The organism is uncultured Formosa sp. (genome assembly GCF_947500765.1).
In the GTDB taxonomy this organism is placed as follows: domain Bacteria; phylum Bacteroidota; class Bacteroidia; order Flavobacteriales; family Flavobacteriaceae; genus Formosa.
The window spans coordinates 26,707-46,370 of sequence record NZ_CANMTH010000014.1 but is presented as its reverse complement, the minus strand read 5'-3'; the positions used below and the strand labels follow the sequence as shown (position 1 = coordinate 46,370).

The window sequence follows — 19,664 nt, the reverse complement described above, 5'->3', positions numbered from 1 at the left end:
AATAAAAAATAATCAAATGAAAAATAACAATCTAATTGCTTTTATGTTGCTCTTATTGGTGACTTCTGGTTATGCTCAATCTAAAGTCAATTATTTAGAAGAATCGGAAGCTGATTTTAGTAAAAGAATGCAATGGTTCACCGATGCTAAGTACGGTATGTTTGTTCATTTTGGTTTGTATAGTCAACTAGGCGGAATTTATAAAGGAAATGATGAAGGACGTTATGCAGAATGGATTCAAGGAAATCAAAATATCCCTTCAGATGAATATGCAGAATTAATAAATACTTGGAATCCTAAAGATTTTGATGCAGATGAAATTGTTAAGCTAGCAAAAAAATCAGGAATGAAATATTTAGTCATCACGACAAAACACCACGAAGGATTCTGTTTGTGGGATTCTGAATATACCGATTTTGATATCGCAAATTCACCAATGAAAGGGCGTGATTTAGTTCAGGAATTGGCAGATGCTTGTAAAAAAGAAAGTATTGTATTTGGAACATATTACAGCATTACAGATTGGCATCAAGGCGCTCAATACGTAGAAGAAGGTAAAGGTTGGGGAATGACTCAAATGCATGAAGGAAGAAAAGAAGAATACGTTCAGTACTTGAAAAATCAAATTAAAGAATTAATAGTCAATTATGATTCAAATATTATTTGGTTTGATGCAGACTGGGTAGATTGGTGGACATTAGAAGACGGTAAAGAATTATACCAATACATAAGAGCACTTAAGCCAAGTATTATTATTAATAACAGAGTAGCTAAAAGAAAATTATTTAAAAAAGACTTTGGTACTCCTGAACAATTTCATTTAGAAAGCAAAGTTGATTATCACTGGGAAGCTTGTTATACGTTAAACGATTCTTGGGGATTTAAAATAAAAGATACAGATTGGAAAAGCCCAGAAGTTGTTTATGAGAAATTAAAAGATATTAATGGTAAAGGAGGAAATTTTTTACTAAATATTGGTCCTGATGGAAATGGAAATGTGCCTAAAGAGTCTGCAAAAATTCTGAAAGAAGTAGGTAAAATGTTGGCTAAAGAAGATAAATAAACGATCATGATTACAAGAAAAATAATATATAGTGTAGCGGTTTTAACTTTAACTGTTTTTGGTTGTAAAGACAATAAAACAGAAATAGCTAAAGAAACTACAGAAGCTAAAGAAGAGTCTAAAAAGCCAAATATACTTTTTTTATTTACAGACGATCAAAGAGGAGGAACTATTGGAGCGATGGATAAATACGCTGTGAAGACACCTAACATGGATAAGTTAGTAGAAAACGGAACGTCTTTTAATAATGCATATATTTTAGGGGCTACTACAGCGGCAGTATGCTCCCCTAGTAGAGCCATGTTAATGACGGGGCGTCATTATTTTAATATAGAACCTAATGTGTACGCTCAGTTCGCTTTCCCTAAAGAAGAAAAAGGTAAAAGTGATAAACTAACGTTTCCTGAATATTTTAAATCTAATGGTTATGAAACGTTCGCTACAGGAAAACAACACAATGGTGAAATTTGGTTAGAACGTGGTTTTAATGTAATTAAATCTGCCTTTTTGGGAGGGATGACAAGACATTATGGAACAAAAGTAAAAGATTACACGCCTGCAACAGGTTGGTCTGAAGGCTATAAAAACGATGAAAAATTTAGTAGTGAAGTCTTTGCAGATGCTGCAGTAGGGTTTTTAGATACTTATAAAACGGATAAGCCTTTCTTAATGTATGTAGCTTTTACAGCACCTCATGACCCACGTACGCCTCCACAAGAATTCAAAGACATGTATCCCAATGAAGATATTGCAGTGCCTGAAAATTTTATGCCACAGCATCCATTTGAGATAGCAGATGATCATATTAGAGACGAAATGTTAGCACCATTCCCAAGAACAGAAGCTATTGTTCAAAAAGAGATCTCTGATTATTATGCAATGATAACTGCAACAGATACTCAAATTGGTAGAATATTACAAGCTTTAAAAGCTTCAGGAAAAGCAGATAATACCATTATTGTTTTTGCTGGAGATAATGGCCTTGCTTTAGGTCAGCACGGTCTATTAGGAAAACAAAGTGTATATGAACATAGTGTGAGTGTACCATTAATTTTTGTTGGACCAAATATTCCTAAAAATCAAAAAACAGATGCTTTAGCATATTTACATGATGTTTTTCCAACATTATGTGGATTAACAGGATTAGAAATTCCTAAATCTGTTCAGACAGAAGATTTAACACCAATAATTGAAGGTGAAGCTAAAGCAGTAAGAAATAGTATGATGTACGCTTACAACTCTTGGCCTGGAGAAGACTTTAAACCTAAAGTGAATAACCATGGAGGACATAGAGCAGTAAGACAAGGTGATTTTAAATTGATTGTAAGTTCAAAAAATGATACATATACATATCAGTTATTTAATGTTAAAAATGATCCATGGGAACTTGTAAACCTTATTGATGATGAGAATTATAGTACTGAAAAAGCAGACTTAACTCTAGAACTAGAGAAGTTAATTAAAGAAGCTGGAGACCCTGCAGACTTAACTAAAAAAGAATTTGGACTTTTTGATCATCCTGAAGATTACAATTACAAAAATAAAAAATAATGATTTTTAGTTTGTCTTCAAAAAATAGTATTAAAAAGAATCTTCAAAAAACTGTTGTTTTCAACATGTTTTTTGTGGGGTTCCTTTTGTGTTTAAATAGTCATTCGGCTTTAGCACAAGAAGAATTATCTTGGGATGAACTAGCTAATCAATACGAATGTCCAGAATGGTTTAGAGATGCTAAATTTGGCATTTGGTTTCATTGGGGGCCACAAGCCGTACCAGAACAAGGTGGCGGTTGGTATGCACGACACATGTATATGCAAGATGTTGGTCGTCAAAAATTTGGTAAAATGGCATATCCATACCATTTACAAACTTATGGACATCCATCAGAATTTGGTTTTAAAGATGTTATTAATTCTTGGAAAGCCGAAAAATTTGATGCTCAAGCTTTAATCGATTTTTCAAAAGAAAACGGAGCCAAATACATTATGGCTTTAGCAAATCATCACGATCATTTTGATTTGTTTGATTCGTCATACCACCCATGGAACTCCGTAAATGTAGGTCCTAAAAAAGATATTATTGGTGAGTTTGCAACAGCGAGTCGTAATGCAGGTTTAAAATTTGGAGTGACCAGTCACGACGATCGTTTTTTAAACTGGTGGAAACCTGCTTTTGGATCGGATACAGATGGTGTTTATAAAGGTGTTCCTTATGATGCGCGTTTAACTAAAGCCGATGGAAAAGGTAAATGGTGGGAAGGTTTAGATCCTAAAGATTTATATGGTCCTGCACCAGAAGATCGTACACCAGAAATTATTGAAGATATTAAGAAAAACTGGTTAAAACGCCACATTGAATTGGTTGATAAATATAAGCCAGATGTGTTATATAACGATGGTTTTAATTTCACTTATGGTGAGTATGGCAAGGAGGTAGCAAGAGCATTATACAATAATAGTTTAAACGAAAAAGGAGCTATTGATGCTGTAATGTTACTAAAAAGAAAAGCTAAAGGGACAGTAAATGAAGTAGAATCTGGAGGAAGTAATACATTACGTGAAGAACCATGGCAGTCTGAAATTACATTTACAGATTGGTTTTATAAAAAAGACCGTCACCTAACTCACAATGCCCGTACTATTTTAGAAATGCTCATAGAGGCCGTTAGTAAAAACGGAAACTTATTACTTAGTATGGAGTTAAATCCTGACGGAACTATTCCTCACGAAATAAAAAAGAGTGTAAATAGTGTAGGCGATTGGTTAAAAATTAACGGTGAGGCTATATATGAAACACGACCATGGACTATTTATGGCGATGGTAGAAGTGTAAGAGGTGAAGTTGTTGAAACGGTAGATGGCGACCTAAGAAATGCCACAGCAAACCAAAAACTTGGTGAGCATTTTAATCAACGTACCACAGCAACACCAGCATTTTCTCACGACGAAGTACGTTACACGACAAAAGGAGATGATTTCTATATTATTGTTATGAATCCTAAAGTAGGCGATTTTCTTATGCCATCGTTAGCAAAATCTAGCGAAAATAATCCTGGAACTTTAATAGCTTTATCTCAATTGTATGATGGTAGAAAATTAGTATTTAAACAAAATAATAAAGGATTAACGGTTACCATGCCTGCTGTAAATGGCGATAGCTATCCTGTGGTATTAAAAGCAAAATTTAAAAAGTAAGAATGTCATGAAAAAGAATCTTATTTTAATCTGTTTTGTATCGCTGCAATGTTTTTTTTGTCTTGCACAAGAAAACGTACCATATTTAAACCCATCATTATCTTTCGATGATCGTGTAGACGATTTAGTATCAAGAATGACCTTGGAAGAAAAAGTTGGACAAATGATGAATGATGCACCAGCAATTCCAAGATTAAAAATTCTTGCTCATGAGTACTGGAACGAATGTTTACATGGTGTTGCCCGAGCAGGTAAAGCCACGGTATTTCCACAAGCTATAGGTTTAGCTGCAACTTTTGATGAAGCATTAATTTATAATGATGCTGTTGTTATTTCAGATGAAGCTCGTGCAAAACATCATGAAGCACAGCGTAATCAATCATACAAACGTTATGAAGGTTTAACCTATTGGACACCAAACGTTAATATTTTTCGTGATCCACGTTGGGGACGCGGACAAGAAACTTACGGAGAAGATCCATATTTAACTTCTAGAATGGGTGTGAATTTTGTAAAAGGTTTACAAGGTGACGATGATAAATATTTAAAACTAGTAGCTACTCCAAAACATTTTGCAGTACATAGTGGCCCAGAACCTGAAAGACATTTTTTTGATGCAACAACCACAGAACACGATTTATACGATACGTATCTGCCAGCTTTTGAGGCTACAATTGTAGAAGGTCAAGCGTATTCTTTAATGGCGGCTTATAACAGATATATGGGAAAACCATGTTGTGCTAGTCACCAGTTGTTAGATGAGATTTTACGTAAAGATTGGGGGTTTGAAGGTTTTGTAGTGTCAGATTGTAATGCTATTCGAGACATTCACGATTATCATAACTATGTAGATTCTAAAGAAGAAGCCGCAGCTGTTGCTGTTTTGGCTGGTACAGATTTAAATTGTGGTTCGCGCTATGAGTATTTAATAAGTGCGGTTAAAGCAGGTTTAATCAATGAAGATGAAATTGATGTGTCTTTAAAACGAATTTTTAAAGCGCGTTTTAAACTAGGGATGTTTGATCCTGCCTATATGGTGCCATATTCTAGCATACCTATGAGCGTAGTAAGCTCAGATTCTCATAGAGCTTTAGCTTTAGAAACGGCTCAAAAATCTATGGTTTTATTAAAGAATGAAAATGGAATTTTACCGCTAAAAAAAGATTTAAAATCTATTGCTATTATTGGGCCTAATGCAAACGATTTAGAAGTGCTTTTAGGAAACTATAACGGATTCCCATCTCAATATTTTACACCTTTAGATGGTATTAAAAGCAAAGTGTCTAAAAACACAAAAGTATATTACGAAGCTGGAACAGAATTAATTTCTAAGAAACCAACCATGTCTTTAATTCCTGCAGACGTGTTAAGCTTTGATAATGAAAAGGGGGTACAAGCTAAATATTATAATAATCATGACTTTACTGGATTTCCTGTAGTAACAAGAATTGAGAATGTTATTAATTCAAATTGGAACTCTAACCCGATAACAGGTTTAAACGAAGCTGAATTTGCTGTTGAATATACGGGTACAATTAAAGTCGAGATTTCTGGAAATTATGAATTAGGGTTACAAAGTAATAGAGGTTATACCTTAGCTATCGATGATACTTTAATAATTAATAATACAAAAGAACTAAAAAGAGGAATAGTAAAAGAAACTACGTATTTAGAAAAAGGAAAATTGTATCAAGTTAAAATTCAATATTTTCACGAAGGTTATCCTGCTAAATTAAAATTCTTGTGGTCTTCACCAGATAAAACATCTTTTGAAAAAGCTATTGAGTTGGCTAAAAAATCGGAAGTCGTTGTTTTTGTTGGAGGAATCTCTCCAGGTGTAGAAGGTGAACAAATGCCAGTGAATACGCAAGGTTTTGATGGCGGAGATAAAACAGATATCGAATTGCCAGCAGTACAAAAAGAATTAATTAAAGCCTTACATGCTACAGGCACACCAGTGGTTTTAGTATTGTTAAATGGTAGTGCTTTGGCAGTAAACTGGGAAAACGATAATTTATCAGCCATTCTTGAAGCTTGGTATCCTGGAGAACTTGGTGGTACTGCGATTGCCAATGTACTGTTTGGAGATTATAATCCGTCAGGACGATTACCAGTTACATTCTACAAATCAGTTAAAGAATTATCTCCTTTTGTTAATTATAGCATGAAAGGACGAACGTATAGATATTTTGAAGGCGATGCATTATATCCATTTGGTTACGGATTAAGCTACACCAATTTTAAATACGACAATCTAAAATTATCTAAAGAAAAAATCGTTACAACAGAAACAACAACAGTATCTGTTAAAGTGACCAATGTGGGCAAACGAGAAGGTGAAGAAGTGGTTCAATTATATATTAAAGATGTAGAAAGTACTGTAAAACGTCCTTTAAAAAGTCTAAGAGGGATCCAAAGAATATCATTAAGACCAGGAAAATCTACAACAGTAACTTTTAAAATCACTCCAGAAGATCTAGCATTCTTTGATACCAAATTACGAAAAAAAGTTGTTGAGCCAGGACTGTTTAAAATTGGAATAGGACCTGCGTCAAATAAGTTTGAAACTATAACACTTAACGTGACAAAATAAATAATTTTAAAATGAAAAACGTATTTAAAATAGGTGCATTATTCTTAGTTGCTATTGCGTCGTTTACAAACTGTAAGGACAAACCTAAGGAAATTATAATCCCAAAATCAGAGTTTAAACAAGAGCGCCCTAATATTTTGTTTATCATGTCTGATGACCATACAGCACAAGCTTGGGGTATTTATGGAGGTATTTTAGAAAATTATGTACATGCTCCTAATATCGCTCGTTTGGCAGAAGAAGGTGCTGTTTTAGAAAATTGTTTAGTGTCAAATTCTATTTGTACTCCGAGTAGAGCTACCATTTTAACAGGACAATACAGTCATAAAAATGGTGTAAAAATTCTCGATGCTGGTCTATCTCCAGAATACAATAATATTGCTAAAGAAATGCAAAAAGGCGGATACCAAACGTCTATAATCGGAAAATGGCACTTAAAACAAGAACCAGCAGGTTTCAATCATTATGCTGTACTTCCTGGTCAAGGAGAATACCATAATCCAATAATAAAAACAGCCGATAATTGGAAAGATTATTACGAAGGTGGTAAGCAATATCAAGGATATAGCACAGATATTATTGCAAATATGACCATTGATTGGATTGAGAATCGTGACAAAGACAAACCGTTTATGGCCATGTGTCATTTTAAAGCGACGCATGAACCTTACGATTATCCTGAGCGTTTTGCAAATCTGTACAAAGACCAAGAAATTCCTGCCCCAGAATCGTTTTACGACAGTAGCGCTTCAACAACCGGACGTTCCTTTTTAGGGCAATCTATGGATAATCTAAAACAACGATATTTAGATGCCACAGCACATCCTGAGTTGCGTAAAGATTTTATGAATTACCCAGGGTTACCTTTTTCTGTAGAGGGTTTAACTAACGAAGAAGCAAGATTTAAAACCTACCAGAAAATGATAAAAGATTTTATGCGTTCTGGTGCTGGTGTAGATGATAATATTGGAAAACTTTTAGATTATCTTGAAAAATCTGGATTAGCCGAAAATACGGTGGTTATCTATACTGCAGATCAAGGATACTTTTTAGGAGAACATGGTTGGTTTGATAAGCGTTTAATCTTTGAAGAATCTATCCACATGCCATTTGTTATTCGTTATCCTAAGGAAGTTATAGCGGGTTCAAGAAATAAAGATCTTATAGAAAATGTGGATTTTTCAGCATTATTCGCCGATTACGCAGGTATAGAGTATCCATCAGATATGCAAGGACGTAGTTTTCGTGAAAATTTAAAAGGAAATACACCAAGCGATTGGAGAGATTATGGGTATTACCGCTATTGGGATCACTCTAAAGATAGACCAGGACATTTCGGAATTAGAGGACAACGTTATAAACTTGCTTTTTTCTATGGAAACGGATTTAAAGGCGCTGCACAAGATCAGTTCTGGGATTTTTACGATTTACAAGCAGATCCAAAAGAATTGCATAATGCCTATAATGATCCGAAATACAAAGATATTATTGCAGAGATGAAGGTCGAGATTTTAAACAAGAAAAAAGCCTTGGGAGATACTGATTTAGACAATCCAGAAATATTAGAAATTATTGAAAAACATTGGAACGATTAATAATAACAATAAAGTAATTAACGCCTAAATATGATTGTAAAATTTAATATATACCTGTTTTGTGTCAGCTTTTTAACTGTTAGTACATTAAGTTGTGCGGCTCAAAAAGCAGGCAAACCCAATATTATTATCATTATGGCTGATGATATGGGCTATGGCGATTTATCATGTTATGGCAGTACATTAATCAATACGCCAAACTTAGATAAAATGGCGGCAGAAGGGATTAAGTTTACAGATTTTCATTCTAACGGACCTGTCTGTAGTCCAACACGTGCGGCTATTTTAACTGGTAAATACCAACAGCGTGTAGGTATTGATGGTGTAGTCACAGCAAAACACGATCGTGATAAAGGTTTAGCAACAGCAGAAGTAACATTCGCTGAGGCTATAAAAGGTGAAGGTTATGTTACGGGTATGTTTGGGAAATGGCACGTTGGATATCAAAAAACATTCAATCCCATTAATCAAGGTTTTGATGAGTATATCGGTTATGTTTCTGGTAATGTAGATTATCATTCACACATCGATCAAGAAGGCTATGAAGATTGGTGGAATGGTGATACAAAACAAAATGAAAAAGGATATTCAACAGACTTAATCACCGAACATTCTGTAGATTTTATTAAGCGTCACAAAGACGAACCGTTTCTACTATATATTCCGCATGAAGCACCTCACGGTCCATTTCAAGGTCGTATGTCTAAAGCAGAACGTACTGTAGGTTGGAAAAACGGATCCAAACAAAAAAATAATTTATCTGAAGAAGAACTTAACAGCATTTATAAAGAAATGGTTGAAGTTATGGATGAGGGGGTAGGTGAAGTTTTAAAAACACTAAAAGAACTTAAAATTGATAAAAAAACACTTGTTTTCTTTTGTTCAGATAACGGAGCGTCTAAAAAAGTAGGAAGCAATGGCAGTTTAAAAGGTTATAAATCGACCTTATGGGAAGGTGGTCATCGTGTCTCTGCAATAGCTCGGTATCCAGGTACAATTAAACCCAATCAAATCAATAACGAAACGATTTTAACCATGGATTTATTTCCTACAATAATGGATTTTGTAGGTGCTAAACAATCTGAAAATTTAGATGGTGTGAGTTTAAAAGATAATCTGCTTAAAGGTGAAGCTTTACCACAAAGAGAAGTGTTTTGGGGATATGTAGGACGAAAAGTGATACGTCAAGGCGATTGGAAACTGATGCTTCCTAAAAAAAATGCAGAACCTTTACTGTTCAATTTAAAAACAGATATAAGTGAAAATAATAATGTAGCTAGCGAACATCCTGAATTGGTTAAAACCATGTTGAAGAAATTAGAAACTTGGTCCGATGATGTGTATGCAACTTCAAAAAATTAATTAAATATGAATGATCTAAAACACATAACCATTTTAGTTCTATTTTTTGTTTTTTGCAACTGTGCTCAAAATAAAAAAATAGAAACGTCTATAACTAAACCAAATGTTATTTTAATAGTTACAGACGATCAAGGTTTTGGAGATTTAGGTTTTTATGGAAATCCGAATATAAAAACACCTGTTTTAGATAGTTTAGCTAGTAAGAGTGTACGGTTCGTCGATTTTTCGGTTAATCCAGTATGTGCACCAACCCGATCTGCAATCATGACCGGAAAATATTCAATGACTACAGGGGTTCATGATACTTACAGAGGAGGTGCAATGATGGCAAGCTCTGAAGTTACCATTGCCGAAATACTTAAAGATGCAGGTTATAGCACTGGAATGATTGGGAAATGGCATTTAGGAGATAATTATCCTATGCGCCCACAAGATCAAGGTTTCGATTTTACATTAAATCATTTATCAGGCGGAATTGGTCAGTATGGAGATTGGCCAAATACTTTAAAAAAAGATAGTAGTTATTTTAATCCAATTCTTTGGAAAAACGGAAAACAAGTACAAACTCAAGGGTATTGCACTAATGTGTTAACTGAAGCTGCAATAGATTATGTTGAAGACCATAAAGACGAGCCGTTCTTCTTGTATTTGTCTTACAATGCGCCACATGGGCCGTTACAACTACCACAGAAGTATTACGATATGTATAAGGATATAGATCCAGATCAAGGATTAATTGATCAAGATAAGCCATATCCTAACGTTACAGAACACAGCAGAGAAAATGCTAGAAAAGTATACGGTATGATCACTAATATAGACGATAATTTGAGGCTGTTTTTCAAGAAATTGGACGATTTAGGTTTAGAAGAAAATACCTTAATTATATTCATGACCGATAATGGGCCACAACATCCAAGATATGTTGCTGGCATGCGAGGTAAAAAAGGCTCTGTGTTTCAAGGCGGTGTAAGAGTGCCAAGTTTTTGGTATTACCCAGAGGCTTTTAAAGAAGCTCGAGATGTTAAGACACCTGCTGCACACTATGATATATTACCAACGTTAGTCGAGTTTACAAACTCAAAAATGCCAGAAAATTTAAATATTGAAGGCGAAAGTTTATTACCCTTATTAACTAAAAAAGAAGCGGTTTTACCAGAGCGTATTATTAATCGTTATTGGGCAAGAACAGCTCCGGTAAGATACCGAAATGTATCAACCAGAAAAGGAAACATGAAGCTTGTTGGAGTTGGTAAAGATGAAGACAATAATGATAAGTTTCAGCTTTTTAATTTAACTGAAGATCCTTATGAACAAAACGATATTTCAGAAAATAATAAAGCTTTAGTTGAAGAATTAAAAATTGAAATGGATTCGTGGTTAAACACTATGGAAAGTTCAGAACATATTGTTAACGCACCAAAACCAATTATTGGTACAGTTCATGAAAACCCGGTTATGCTTAATCAAAACGAAGCACTTTTTATAAAAAAAGAAGGATTTAACAACGAACTTATGTATTGGGATGTTATTATAAACGAAACCAAATCTTTTGATATTATTGTTCATTTTGATCGGCCAATAGAAACAACAGGTCAATTGGAGTTGGTTTTAGGTGATACGTCACTAACCCTACCAATTGAAGCAAATGGACATTCACAATTCAGTTTTAATGCTATAGAATTAAAAAAAGGACCATTAACTATATTACCGAAGGTGTTTTTAAAGGAAGATGGGGTGTTAAAATTTACATATCCATTTTATATAGAAATTAAAGCATAACATAACCCACATGGTTAATAACATGAAAATAAAAAAATACATCACTATTAAAAAGTTTCTATTTCTAGCTTTATGTCTGACTTTAACGTTTTGTGCAAAACCCAAGGCGGAAGAGGTACAGCAGAAAGAAGACTGTAAATTACAGTATACAAAAGCTGCTGAAAAATGGACAGATGCTTTACCAATTGGTAACGGGAGCTTAGGCGCTATGGTTTTTGGAGGAGTCTCTCAAGAACACATTCAGTTTAACGAAGAAACACTTTGGCGTGGGCAACCTCATGATTATGCTCATGAAGGTGCTAGTGTATATTTAGATGAAATTAGAACCTTATTAGCAACAGGCAAGCAATTAGAAGCTCAAAAAATGGCTCAAGATCATTTTATGAGCGATCCCATAAAACAAATTCATTATCAACCTTTTGGAGATGTGTATATCGATTTTGAAAATCATGATAATTTCACAAATTATAAACGCGAGTTAGATTTAAATACAGCGATAACTACTGTAACGTATTCGGTAAATGATGTTCGGTATAAACGTGAAGTATTATCTAGTTTTCCAGATCAAATTATTGCTGTAAACTTAACAGCTAGCAAAGAAAAAGTTTTAGAATTCGACTTATGGTTAGATGCGATTCATGAAGATAAATCAGTTTTAACCTCAGGAAACTCTCAAACTTTAGTTGTAAAAGTAAAAGAAGGGGTATTAAGAGGAATTTCAACTTTAAAAATTAAAACTGACGGTCACATCTCTAATGCCAATGGTAAACTTCAAATTACAGAAGCTTCTACTGCAACTGTATATTTAACTGCAGCTACAAATTATATCGATTATAAAGATGTTTCAGGACAACCAGAAAAAATAGTTCCAGAAACGTTAGCGAAAATAGAATACTTAGATTATCAGGATGTTAAGTCAAAACATATTTCAGACTATCAAGCGTTGTATAATCGTTTTGAATTAAGTTTTGGAGATAATGGTAAATCTGAAAACCCTACAGATCAAAGAATTTTAGATTTTAGTATTACGCCAAACGATCCACAATTGGTGGCACTGTATGTAGCTTATGCACGTTATTTAACCATATCTAGTAGTCGTCCAGGTACAAAACCAGCAACATTACAAGGAATTTGGAATGATAAATTAACGCCGCCATGGTTTAGTAGTTATACCACCAATATTAATTTAGAAATGAATTATTGGCCGGTAGAAACGTATAATTTAAGTGAATGCCACGAACCTTTATTCGATTTAATTGAAGATCTTTCTATTACAGGTGCCAAAGTGGCTAAAGTACATTATAATGCAGATGGGTGGATTGTTCATCATAATGTAGACATTTGGCGTGGTGCTGCTCCGGTAAATGCATCGCATCATGGTATTTGGTTAGGTGGTGCCGCTTGGTTATCATCACACATTTGGGAACATTATTTGTTTACTCAAGATAAAGCATTTTTAGAAAAACGTTATCCGCTTATGCGAAATGCAGCGTTGTTTTATTCTCAGTTTTTATATAAAGATCCAAACACAGGCTATTTAATAAGTACGCCTTCAAATTCTCCAGAAATAGGTGGTTTAGTTGCAGGACCAACTATGGATCATCAATTAATAAGAGCTTTGTTTAGAACTACTATTGAAGCTTCAAAAATTTTAAATACAGATCAGAAATTCACATCGAGCTTAGAACCTATGATTGCTAAAATCGCACCGAATAAAATTGGTAAACATGGTCAGTTACAAGAATGGATGGAAGATAAAGATAATCCAGAAAGTCATCACAGACACGTATCTCACCTTTGGGCCGTTCACCCAGGAAATGAAATAAATTACCAAGACACTCCAGATTTAATGAAAGCAGCAAAGCAATCATTAGAATATAGAGGAGATAATGGTACCGGTTGGAGTTTAGCATGGAAAATTAATTTTTGGTCACGTTTTAAAGATGGAGATCATGCCTATAAATTATTACATAAACTATTAAGTCCTGCGGTAAAACCAAACGGAAAAGAAGGTGGCGGATCGTATTTAAATCTTTTTGATGCACATCCACCATTTCAAATTGATGGAAATTTTGGTGGAGCTTCAGGTATTTTAGAAATGATTCTACAAAGTCATTTAGGATATATAGAAGTATTACCAGCGTTACCAAGTGCATTGCCAGAAGGTAAAGTATCTGGTATTGTTGCCCGAGGAGGTTTTGAGTTGTCATTTGAATGGGAAAATTCAGCTTTAAAAACAGTTACAGTAACCTCTAAAAAAGGTAAATCATGTAAGTTGGTTTACGGGGATAAAACGATAGAATTTGAAACAGAAGCAGGACAAACGTATACGTTTGATGATGCTTTAAATAAAAAGTAAGAAGTTAAAAGTATAGCATTTATGAAGTTTATAGTCGGTATCATAATCGTGTTTTTGAGTTGTAATCTTAATGTATTTGCACAAGAGAAACAACCTAAACCCAACGTTATCATCTTTTTTACAGACGATCAGGGGTATCAGGATGTTGGTGTTTTTGGTTCGCCATTAATAAAAACACCATACCTAGATAAAATGGCTGCTGAGGGTGTAACGTTTACAGATTTTTATGCAGCATCATCAGTATGTTCTCCATCTAGAGCGGCTTTACTTACTGGATCTTATCCACCACGAGTTGGAGTGCCTGATGTGTTTTGGCCAAATTTGCCAGGAGGTTTATCTAATAAAGAAATGACTATTGCAGATATGCTTAAAGCAGAAGGCTATGCTACGGCATGTATTGGAAAATGGCATTTGGGAGATGAAGAGCAATATTTACCAACGTCTCAAGGTTTCGATTCTTATTATGGTATTCCGTTTAGTAATGATATGTCGGTTAATCCAAAATCAAAAGTTTCTCATGATATCGTTTTTAGAGAAGAGATGACCATCGATAGTCTTCGTGAGAAAAAATGGAGAGGAAGACGTGTACCTTTATTACTGCAAGATGAGGTTATAGAATATCCTGTAGATCAATCATCAATAACGCAAAGATATACAGAAAAAGCAGTAGAGTTTATAACAGAAAATAAAGACCAGCCATTCTTTTTATACTTAGCGCAAACTATGCCACATGTGCCTTTATATGCTTCCCCTAAATTTAAAGGAAAAAGTGCTCGAGGTCTATATGGTGATGCTGTTGAGGAAATAGATTGGAGTATGGGAACTATTTTAAAAACATTAGAATCTCTAGGGTTAGATAAAAATACATTAGTTGTGTTTACTTCAGATAATGGTCCTTGGGATTTAGAAGATGAACAGGGCGGAAGTGCATTACCATTAAGAGGCTTTAAATCTCAAACTTTAGAAGGTGGCATGCGTGTTCCAATGATAGCACAATGGAAAGGAACAATTAAAGAAGGGTTAGTGACCAATAAAGTGGCCTCAACAATAGATTTGTTACCAACCATAGCGCATATAACTGGAGCAGAAATGTCAAATAAACCTATGGATGGAAAAAATATTTGGCCTTTACTTTCAGGAGTAAATAAAGCGAAGTCTCCTCATGAAAAAGAGGGTTTCTTTTATTATTTAAAAAATGAACTCCAAGCCGTTAGAAAAGGGAATTGGAAATTACGTATTACAGAAGAAGAAGGGGTAACCTTATTTAATTTGAAAGAAGATATTTCAGAAAGTAATAACGTCGCATCTCAGAATCCGAAAATTGTAAAAAAATTACAAAAAATGATGATTGATTTTGATGCAGATTTAAAAGCGAATTTGCATTAATCAAAACAAAAGGATGTTTAAAAATTAAAAATAAGGAGTATGTCTAGTCGATCGGTAATTATATTAATATTAACAATGCTCACAGTGATTCTGTTTTCTTGTAAAGAAGAAGATAAAGTCAAGGAGGCTAATGTCTCAAAACCTAATATTATTTATATTTTAACTGATGATTTGGGATATGGAGATGTTTCTTCTTTTAATGAATATTCTAAAATACAAACACCAAATATAGATCGATTGGCAAACAGTGGCGTTGCTTTTACAGATGCACATACAAGTTCTGCCGTTTGCACACCAACGCGGTATGGCATTTTAACTGGGCGTTATAATTGGAGAACTTCGCTAAAACAAGGAGTTTTAAGCGGATATTCTAAATCTTTAATAAAAAAGGAGACCACTACGGTTGCTAAGTTTTTAAAAAACAATGGTTACCAAACAGCTTTTATCGGCAAATGGCATATGGGCTGGGATTGGGCTTTGCAGAATACAGATTCAATAGACATCGATAAGCTAAAAGCAAGACCAGAAGTAGATTTTACGAAGCCGATTAAGAATGGACCGAATACACATGGTTTCGATTATAGTTTTGGCTTTTGCGGATCTTTAGATATGCCGCCTTATGTATGGGTAGAAAATGGTATGCCAACTATGGTGCCAACACATATAACGAAGGGGAAAACTAAACAAGGTACATGGAGAACAGGCTTAACGTCAGATGATTTTAATCACGAAAAAGCACTTCCTGAAATTACAGAACGTACCGTAAATTATATTAATACGAATGCTAATAAGGACAAACCATTTTTTGTTTACATGCCTTTACCAGCACCACATACACCAATTCTTCCTACAGCGGAATTTCAAGGAAAAAGTAAATTAGATAATCCTTATGGTGATTTTGTTTTAATGGTAGATTGGGTTGTTGGTGAAGTTTCCAAAGCTTTAGAAAAAAACGGAATTACAGAAAATACTTTAATCGTATTTACAAGCGATAACGGGTGTTCTCCATCCGCAAATTATAAACAATTATTATCTAAAGGGCATGATCCGAGTTATATGTTTAGAGGGACAAAAGCCGATATTTTTGAAGGCGGACATCGTGTGCCATATATTATTAATTGGGAAGGACATATTGAAGCAGGAACGTCAGAGCAATTAGTTTGTACAACAGATTTTTTTGCAACTGTAGCCGATCTTTTAGGAGTGACTTATCCTGAAACTGTGGCCGAAGATAGTTACAGTCATCTTTCTGCAACCAATTTAAAAAGCAACTTACCAAAAAGAACAAGTGTAGTACATCATTCTGTTCATGGAAATTTTGCTTATAGAAAAGGCGATTATAAAGTCATATTTGCTCCAGGTTCTGGAGGGTGGAGTTTTCCAAATAAAAATATTAAAAAAGAAATATACGATAGCTTGCCTAAGGTGCAGCTTTATAATTTGAAAAATGATATTGCAGAGGAACATAACTTAGAAGGCAATCATTCGGAAATAATTAAAGAGTATCGTACAGATTTACTTAAAATCATTAACGATGGTAGAAGTACAGTAGGAAAAAAACTTATGAATGATCCCGGAGTATCTTGGTCGCAATTAGAAGATTTAAAACAAAACCAATAGTAGTTTAATTAAAATATAGATGAAGAGAATTAGTAACATCAAAACGGTTTTAATATTAGTATGTTTAGGAGGAGTCTTAACAGTATCGCTAGCATTTTCCGCTAAAAAAGATCCACCTTATAAAAATCCTAAATTATCAGTAGAAGAACGTGTAAGCGATTTGTTAAGCAGAATGACTTTAGAAGAAAAATTCTGGCAAATGTTTATGATTCCTGGAGATTTAAAAATAGGAAAAGATAAATTGAAGCACGGTATTTTTGGGTTTCAAATTTCATCAAAAGGATTAAATGATAATGCTGCAGAGCAAATTATGGACTATGGTTCTACGGGAACTGCAGCCAATATGGCTAATGAAATTAATGCCCTTCAAAAGTACTTCTTAGAAGAAACACGTTTAGGTATTCCTATTATCCCATTTAACGAAGCATTACACGGTTTAGCTCGTGATGGAGCAACAACTTTTCCGCAAGCTATTGCTTTAGCATCTACTTGGGATACCGATTTAGTGGGGGAAGTTGCAAGTGCTATTACTAAAGAAACTAAAACAAGAGGTATTCGACAAATTCTTTCTCCTGTATTAAACATTGCTCGCGATGTACGTTGGGGACGTGTAGAAGAAACCTATGGAGAAGATCCGTATTTAACTTCTAGAATGGGAGTCTCATTTATCAGTCAATTCGAAAAAGAAGGCGTTATTACAACACCAAAACACTTTGTGGCTAATGTTGGTGCTGGTGGTCGCGATAGTTATCCTATTAGTTTTAACGAGCGTTTGTTAGAAGAAATTTATTTTCCAGCATTTAAAGCTGTTTTTAAGGAAGCAGGTGCACGTTCGGTTATGACATCTTATAATTCATTAGACGGCACACCATGTACATCTAACGAATGGTTATTACGTACAAAACTTAAAGAAGAATGGGGTTTTAATGGTTATGTGATTTCTGATGCTGGTGCTACAGGAGGTGCGAATGTTTTACATTTTACAGCCGCTAATTATGCAGAAGCTACTGAAGATGCTGTTGAAGCTGGTTTAGATGTTATGTTCCAAACCAACTACAATCACTATCCTTTATTTTGGGAAGCTTACGAAAATGGTATGGTCGATATTAAAGCGATTGATGAAGCTGTAAGCAGAATCTTGACAGCTAAATTCGAGTTAGGTTTATTTGAAAATCCTTATGTAGATGCTAAAGAAGCTGCAGTATGGAACGGACATAAATCACACCGTGAATTGGCTAAAAAAGCAGCTTCGAAATCAATGGTGTTATTAAAGAATAAAAATAACACGTTGCCTGTTAAAAAAACTACTAAAAAAGTAGCACTTATTGGTCACGATGTTAAAACAGTGCGTTTAGGAGGTTATAGTGGACCAGGAAATAATTTGGTTTCTATGTATGATGGTGTTGCTAATAAAATTGGAGAAGAAAACATTAATTATGCTGAAGGTGTTGCATTAACAGAAGTAAAATATAAGCCAATAGCATCTGCTAATTTATCTACTATAAGTGATGGTAAAAAAGTAGAAGGTTTAAAAGGTGATTATTTTGATAATATTAAATTAAGCGGAACACCAAAAGTGGAACGTATTGATAAAAGAGTGAATTTTGGTTGGACACTATTTTCTCCGCATGAAGATTTAGCTTACGATTGGTTTTCTGTACGCTGGACAGGTAAAATAAAAGCAACTAAAACGGGCGTATTTAATGTTGGTATAGAAGGTAACGATGGTTACCGCATGTATTTAGATGGTAAACTATTAATTGATAATTGGCAAAAACAATCATACAATACTATTTTAAAAGAATTTTCTTTTGAAAAAGGAAAAGAGTATGATGTGAAAATTGAATTTTATGAGTCTGCTGGAAATGCAAAATTCAAATTAGTTTGGGATGCAGATATTCATGATGCATGGAAACAAGAAATTGCAGATGCAGTTGCTGTCGCAGAAAAAAGTGATGTTGCTGTTGTATTTGCAGGTATTCATGAAGGAGAATTTAGAGACCGTGCATTATTAGCTTTACCTGGTCATCAAGAAGCATTAATTAAAGCAGTAGCAGCAACAGGAAAACCTACCGTTGTAGTTTTAGTTGGTGGTAGCGCAATTACTATGGCAAATTGGATTAATGATGTAGATGGAATTATCATGGCTTGGTATGCTGGTGAAAATGGCGGAAATGGTTTTGCCGATATTCTTTTCGGAGACGAAAATCCTGCAGGACGTTTACCAATCACATTCCCAGTAGATGAGGCACAATGTCCATTATATTACAACAATAAACCAACTGGTCGAGGTGATAATTATCACAATTTAACAGGTCAACCCTTATTTCCTTTTGGTTATGGTTTAAGTTATACGTCTTTTGAGTATTCTAACTTAGAATTCAGTAAAAATAATATAGCTCCAACAGAAACGGTTCAGGTTACTTGTACTGTTAAAAATACCGGTTCTGTTGCAGGAGATGAAGTTGTACAATTATATATCCGTGATGAGTTGGCTTCAGTGTCTCGTCCGATTAAAGAATTAAAAGGCTTTACACGTATAAATTTAAAAGGGGGAGCGTCTCAAAAAGTAACGTTTGAGTTAGGTCCAAATGAATTGTCTATGTTAGATAAAGATTTAAAACGATTAGTAGAAGCTGGTGATTTCAGAATCATGATTGGAGCATCTTCAAAAGATATTCGTTTAAGAGAAATTTTAACTGTAAAATAA

The 19,664-nt window shown here is 34.3% G+C and carries 11 protein-coding genes; all 11 read left to right on the top strand.

What is annotated here, in order from left to right:
• Nucleotides 1–16: 16 nt before the first annotated feature.
• From Q1B05_RS17215 to Q1B05_RS17165, 11 genes are read left to right on the top strand one after another with little or no spacing between them, the layout of a single operon-like run.
• Nucleotides 17–1,063: an alpha-L-fucosidase gene (locus tag Q1B05_RS17215; protein WP_299782435.1), complete on the top strand. Its 1,047-nt coding sequence runs from the start codon at nt 17–19 to the stop codon at nt 1,061–1,063.
• Nucleotides 1,064–1,069: 6 nt separating this feature from the next.
• Entirely contained in the window at nt 1,070–2,614 is a 1,545-nt protein-coding gene (locus tag Q1B05_RS17210; RefSeq protein WP_299782433.1) for a sulfatase-like hydrolase/transferase, read from the top strand.
• Nucleotides 2,614–4,257, top strand: a complete 1,644-nt coding sequence (locus tag Q1B05_RS17205) for an alpha-L-fucosidase (protein WP_299782431.1) — start codon at nt 2,614–2,616, stop codon at nt 4,255–4,257. The genes Q1B05_RS17210 and Q1B05_RS17205 overlap by 1 nt, the downstream gene beginning before the upstream one ends.
• Nucleotides 4,258–4,264: 7 nt before the next feature.
• Nucleotides 4,265–6,850, top strand: a complete 2,586-nt coding sequence (locus tag Q1B05_RS17200) for a glycoside hydrolase family 3 C-terminal domain-containing protein (protein WP_299782430.1) — start codon at nt 4,265–4,267, stop codon at nt 6,848–6,850.
• A gap of 11 nt (nt 6,851–6,861) precedes the next feature.
• Nucleotides 6,862–8,445, top strand: a complete 1,584-nt coding sequence (locus Q1B05_RS17195; RefSeq protein WP_299782427.1) for a sulfatase — start codon at nt 6,862–6,864, stop codon at nt 8,443–8,445.
• 30 nt (nt 8,446–8,475) lie between these two features.
• On the top strand, nt 8,476–9,807 hold the full coding sequence (locus Q1B05_RS17190; RefSeq protein WP_299782425.1) for a sulfatase: 1,332 nt from the start codon (nt 8,476–8,478) through the stop codon (nt 9,805–9,807).
• A 6-nt stretch (nt 9,808–9,813) separates the two neighbouring features.
• The gene (locus Q1B05_RS17185; RefSeq protein ID WP_299782423.1) at nt 9,814–11,589 is read left to right on the top strand and encodes an arylsulfatase; all 1,776 of its coding nucleotides are present in this window, start codon (nt 9,814–9,816) and stop codon (nt 11,587–11,589) included.
• Between the two features lie 22 nt (nt 11,590–11,611).
• On the top strand, nt 11,612–13,948 hold the full coding sequence (locus Q1B05_RS17180; protein ID WP_299782421.1) for a glycoside hydrolase family 95 protein: 2,337 nt from the start codon (nt 11,612–11,614) through the stop codon (nt 13,946–13,948).
• 21 nt (nt 13,949–13,969) lie between these two features.
• The gene (locus Q1B05_RS17175; RefSeq protein ID WP_299782419.1) at nt 13,970–15,334 is read left to right on the top strand and encodes a sulfatase; all 1,365 of its coding nucleotides are present in this window, start codon (nt 13,970–13,972) and stop codon (nt 15,332–15,334) included.
• Between the two features lie 39 nt (nt 15,335–15,373).
• Entirely contained in the window at nt 15,374–16,954 is a 1,581-nt protein-coding gene (locus tag Q1B05_RS17170) for an arylsulfatase (protein WP_299782418.1), read from the top strand.
• Between the two features lie 19 nt (nt 16,955–16,973).
• On the top strand, nt 16,974–19,664 hold the full coding sequence (locus tag Q1B05_RS17165) for a glycoside hydrolase family 3 protein (RefSeq protein ID WP_299782416.1): 2,691 nt from the start codon (nt 16,974–16,976) through the stop codon (nt 19,662–19,664).

What these genes read in the sequence shown, in the direction of transcription:
- Q1B05_RS17215 (WP_299782435.1), top strand. Translation starts at nt 17, where the DNA reads ATGAAAAATAACAATCTAATTGCTTTTATGTTGCTCTTATTGGTGACT.
- Q1B05_RS17210 (WP_299782433.1), top strand. Translation starts at nt 1,070, where the DNA reads ATGATTACAAGAAAAATAATATATAGTGTAGCGGTTTTAACTTTAACT.
- Q1B05_RS17205 (WP_299782431.1), top strand. Translation starts at nt 2,614, where the DNA reads ATGATTTTTAGTTTGTCTTCAAAAAATAGTATTAAAAAGAATCTTCAA.
- Q1B05_RS17200 (WP_299782430.1), top strand. Translation starts at nt 4,265, where the DNA reads ATGAAAAAGAATCTTATTTTAATCTGTTTTGTATCGCTGCAATGTTTT.
- Q1B05_RS17195 (WP_299782427.1), top strand. Translation starts at nt 6,862, where the DNA reads ATGAAAAACGTATTTAAAATAGGTGCATTATTCTTAGTTGCTATTGCG.
- Q1B05_RS17190 (WP_299782425.1), top strand. Translation starts at nt 8,476, where the DNA reads ATGATTGTAAAATTTAATATATACCTGTTTTGTGTCAGCTTTTTAACT.
- Q1B05_RS17185 (WP_299782423.1), top strand. Translation starts at nt 9,814, where the DNA reads ATGAATGATCTAAAACACATAACCATTTTAGTTCTATTTTTTGTTTTT.
- Q1B05_RS17180 (WP_299782421.1), top strand. Translation starts at nt 11,612, where the DNA reads ATGAAAATAAAAAAATACATCACTATTAAAAAGTTTCTATTTCTAGCT.
- Q1B05_RS17175 (WP_299782419.1), top strand. Translation starts at nt 13,970, where the DNA reads ATGAAGTTTATAGTCGGTATCATAATCGTGTTTTTGAGTTGTAATCTT.
- Q1B05_RS17170 (WP_299782418.1), top strand. Translation starts at nt 15,374, where the DNA reads ATGTCTAGTCGATCGGTAATTATATTAATATTAACAATGCTCACAGTG.
- Q1B05_RS17165 (WP_299782416.1), top strand. Translation starts at nt 16,974, where the DNA reads ATGAAGAGAATTAGTAACATCAAAACGGTTTTAATATTAGTATGTTTA.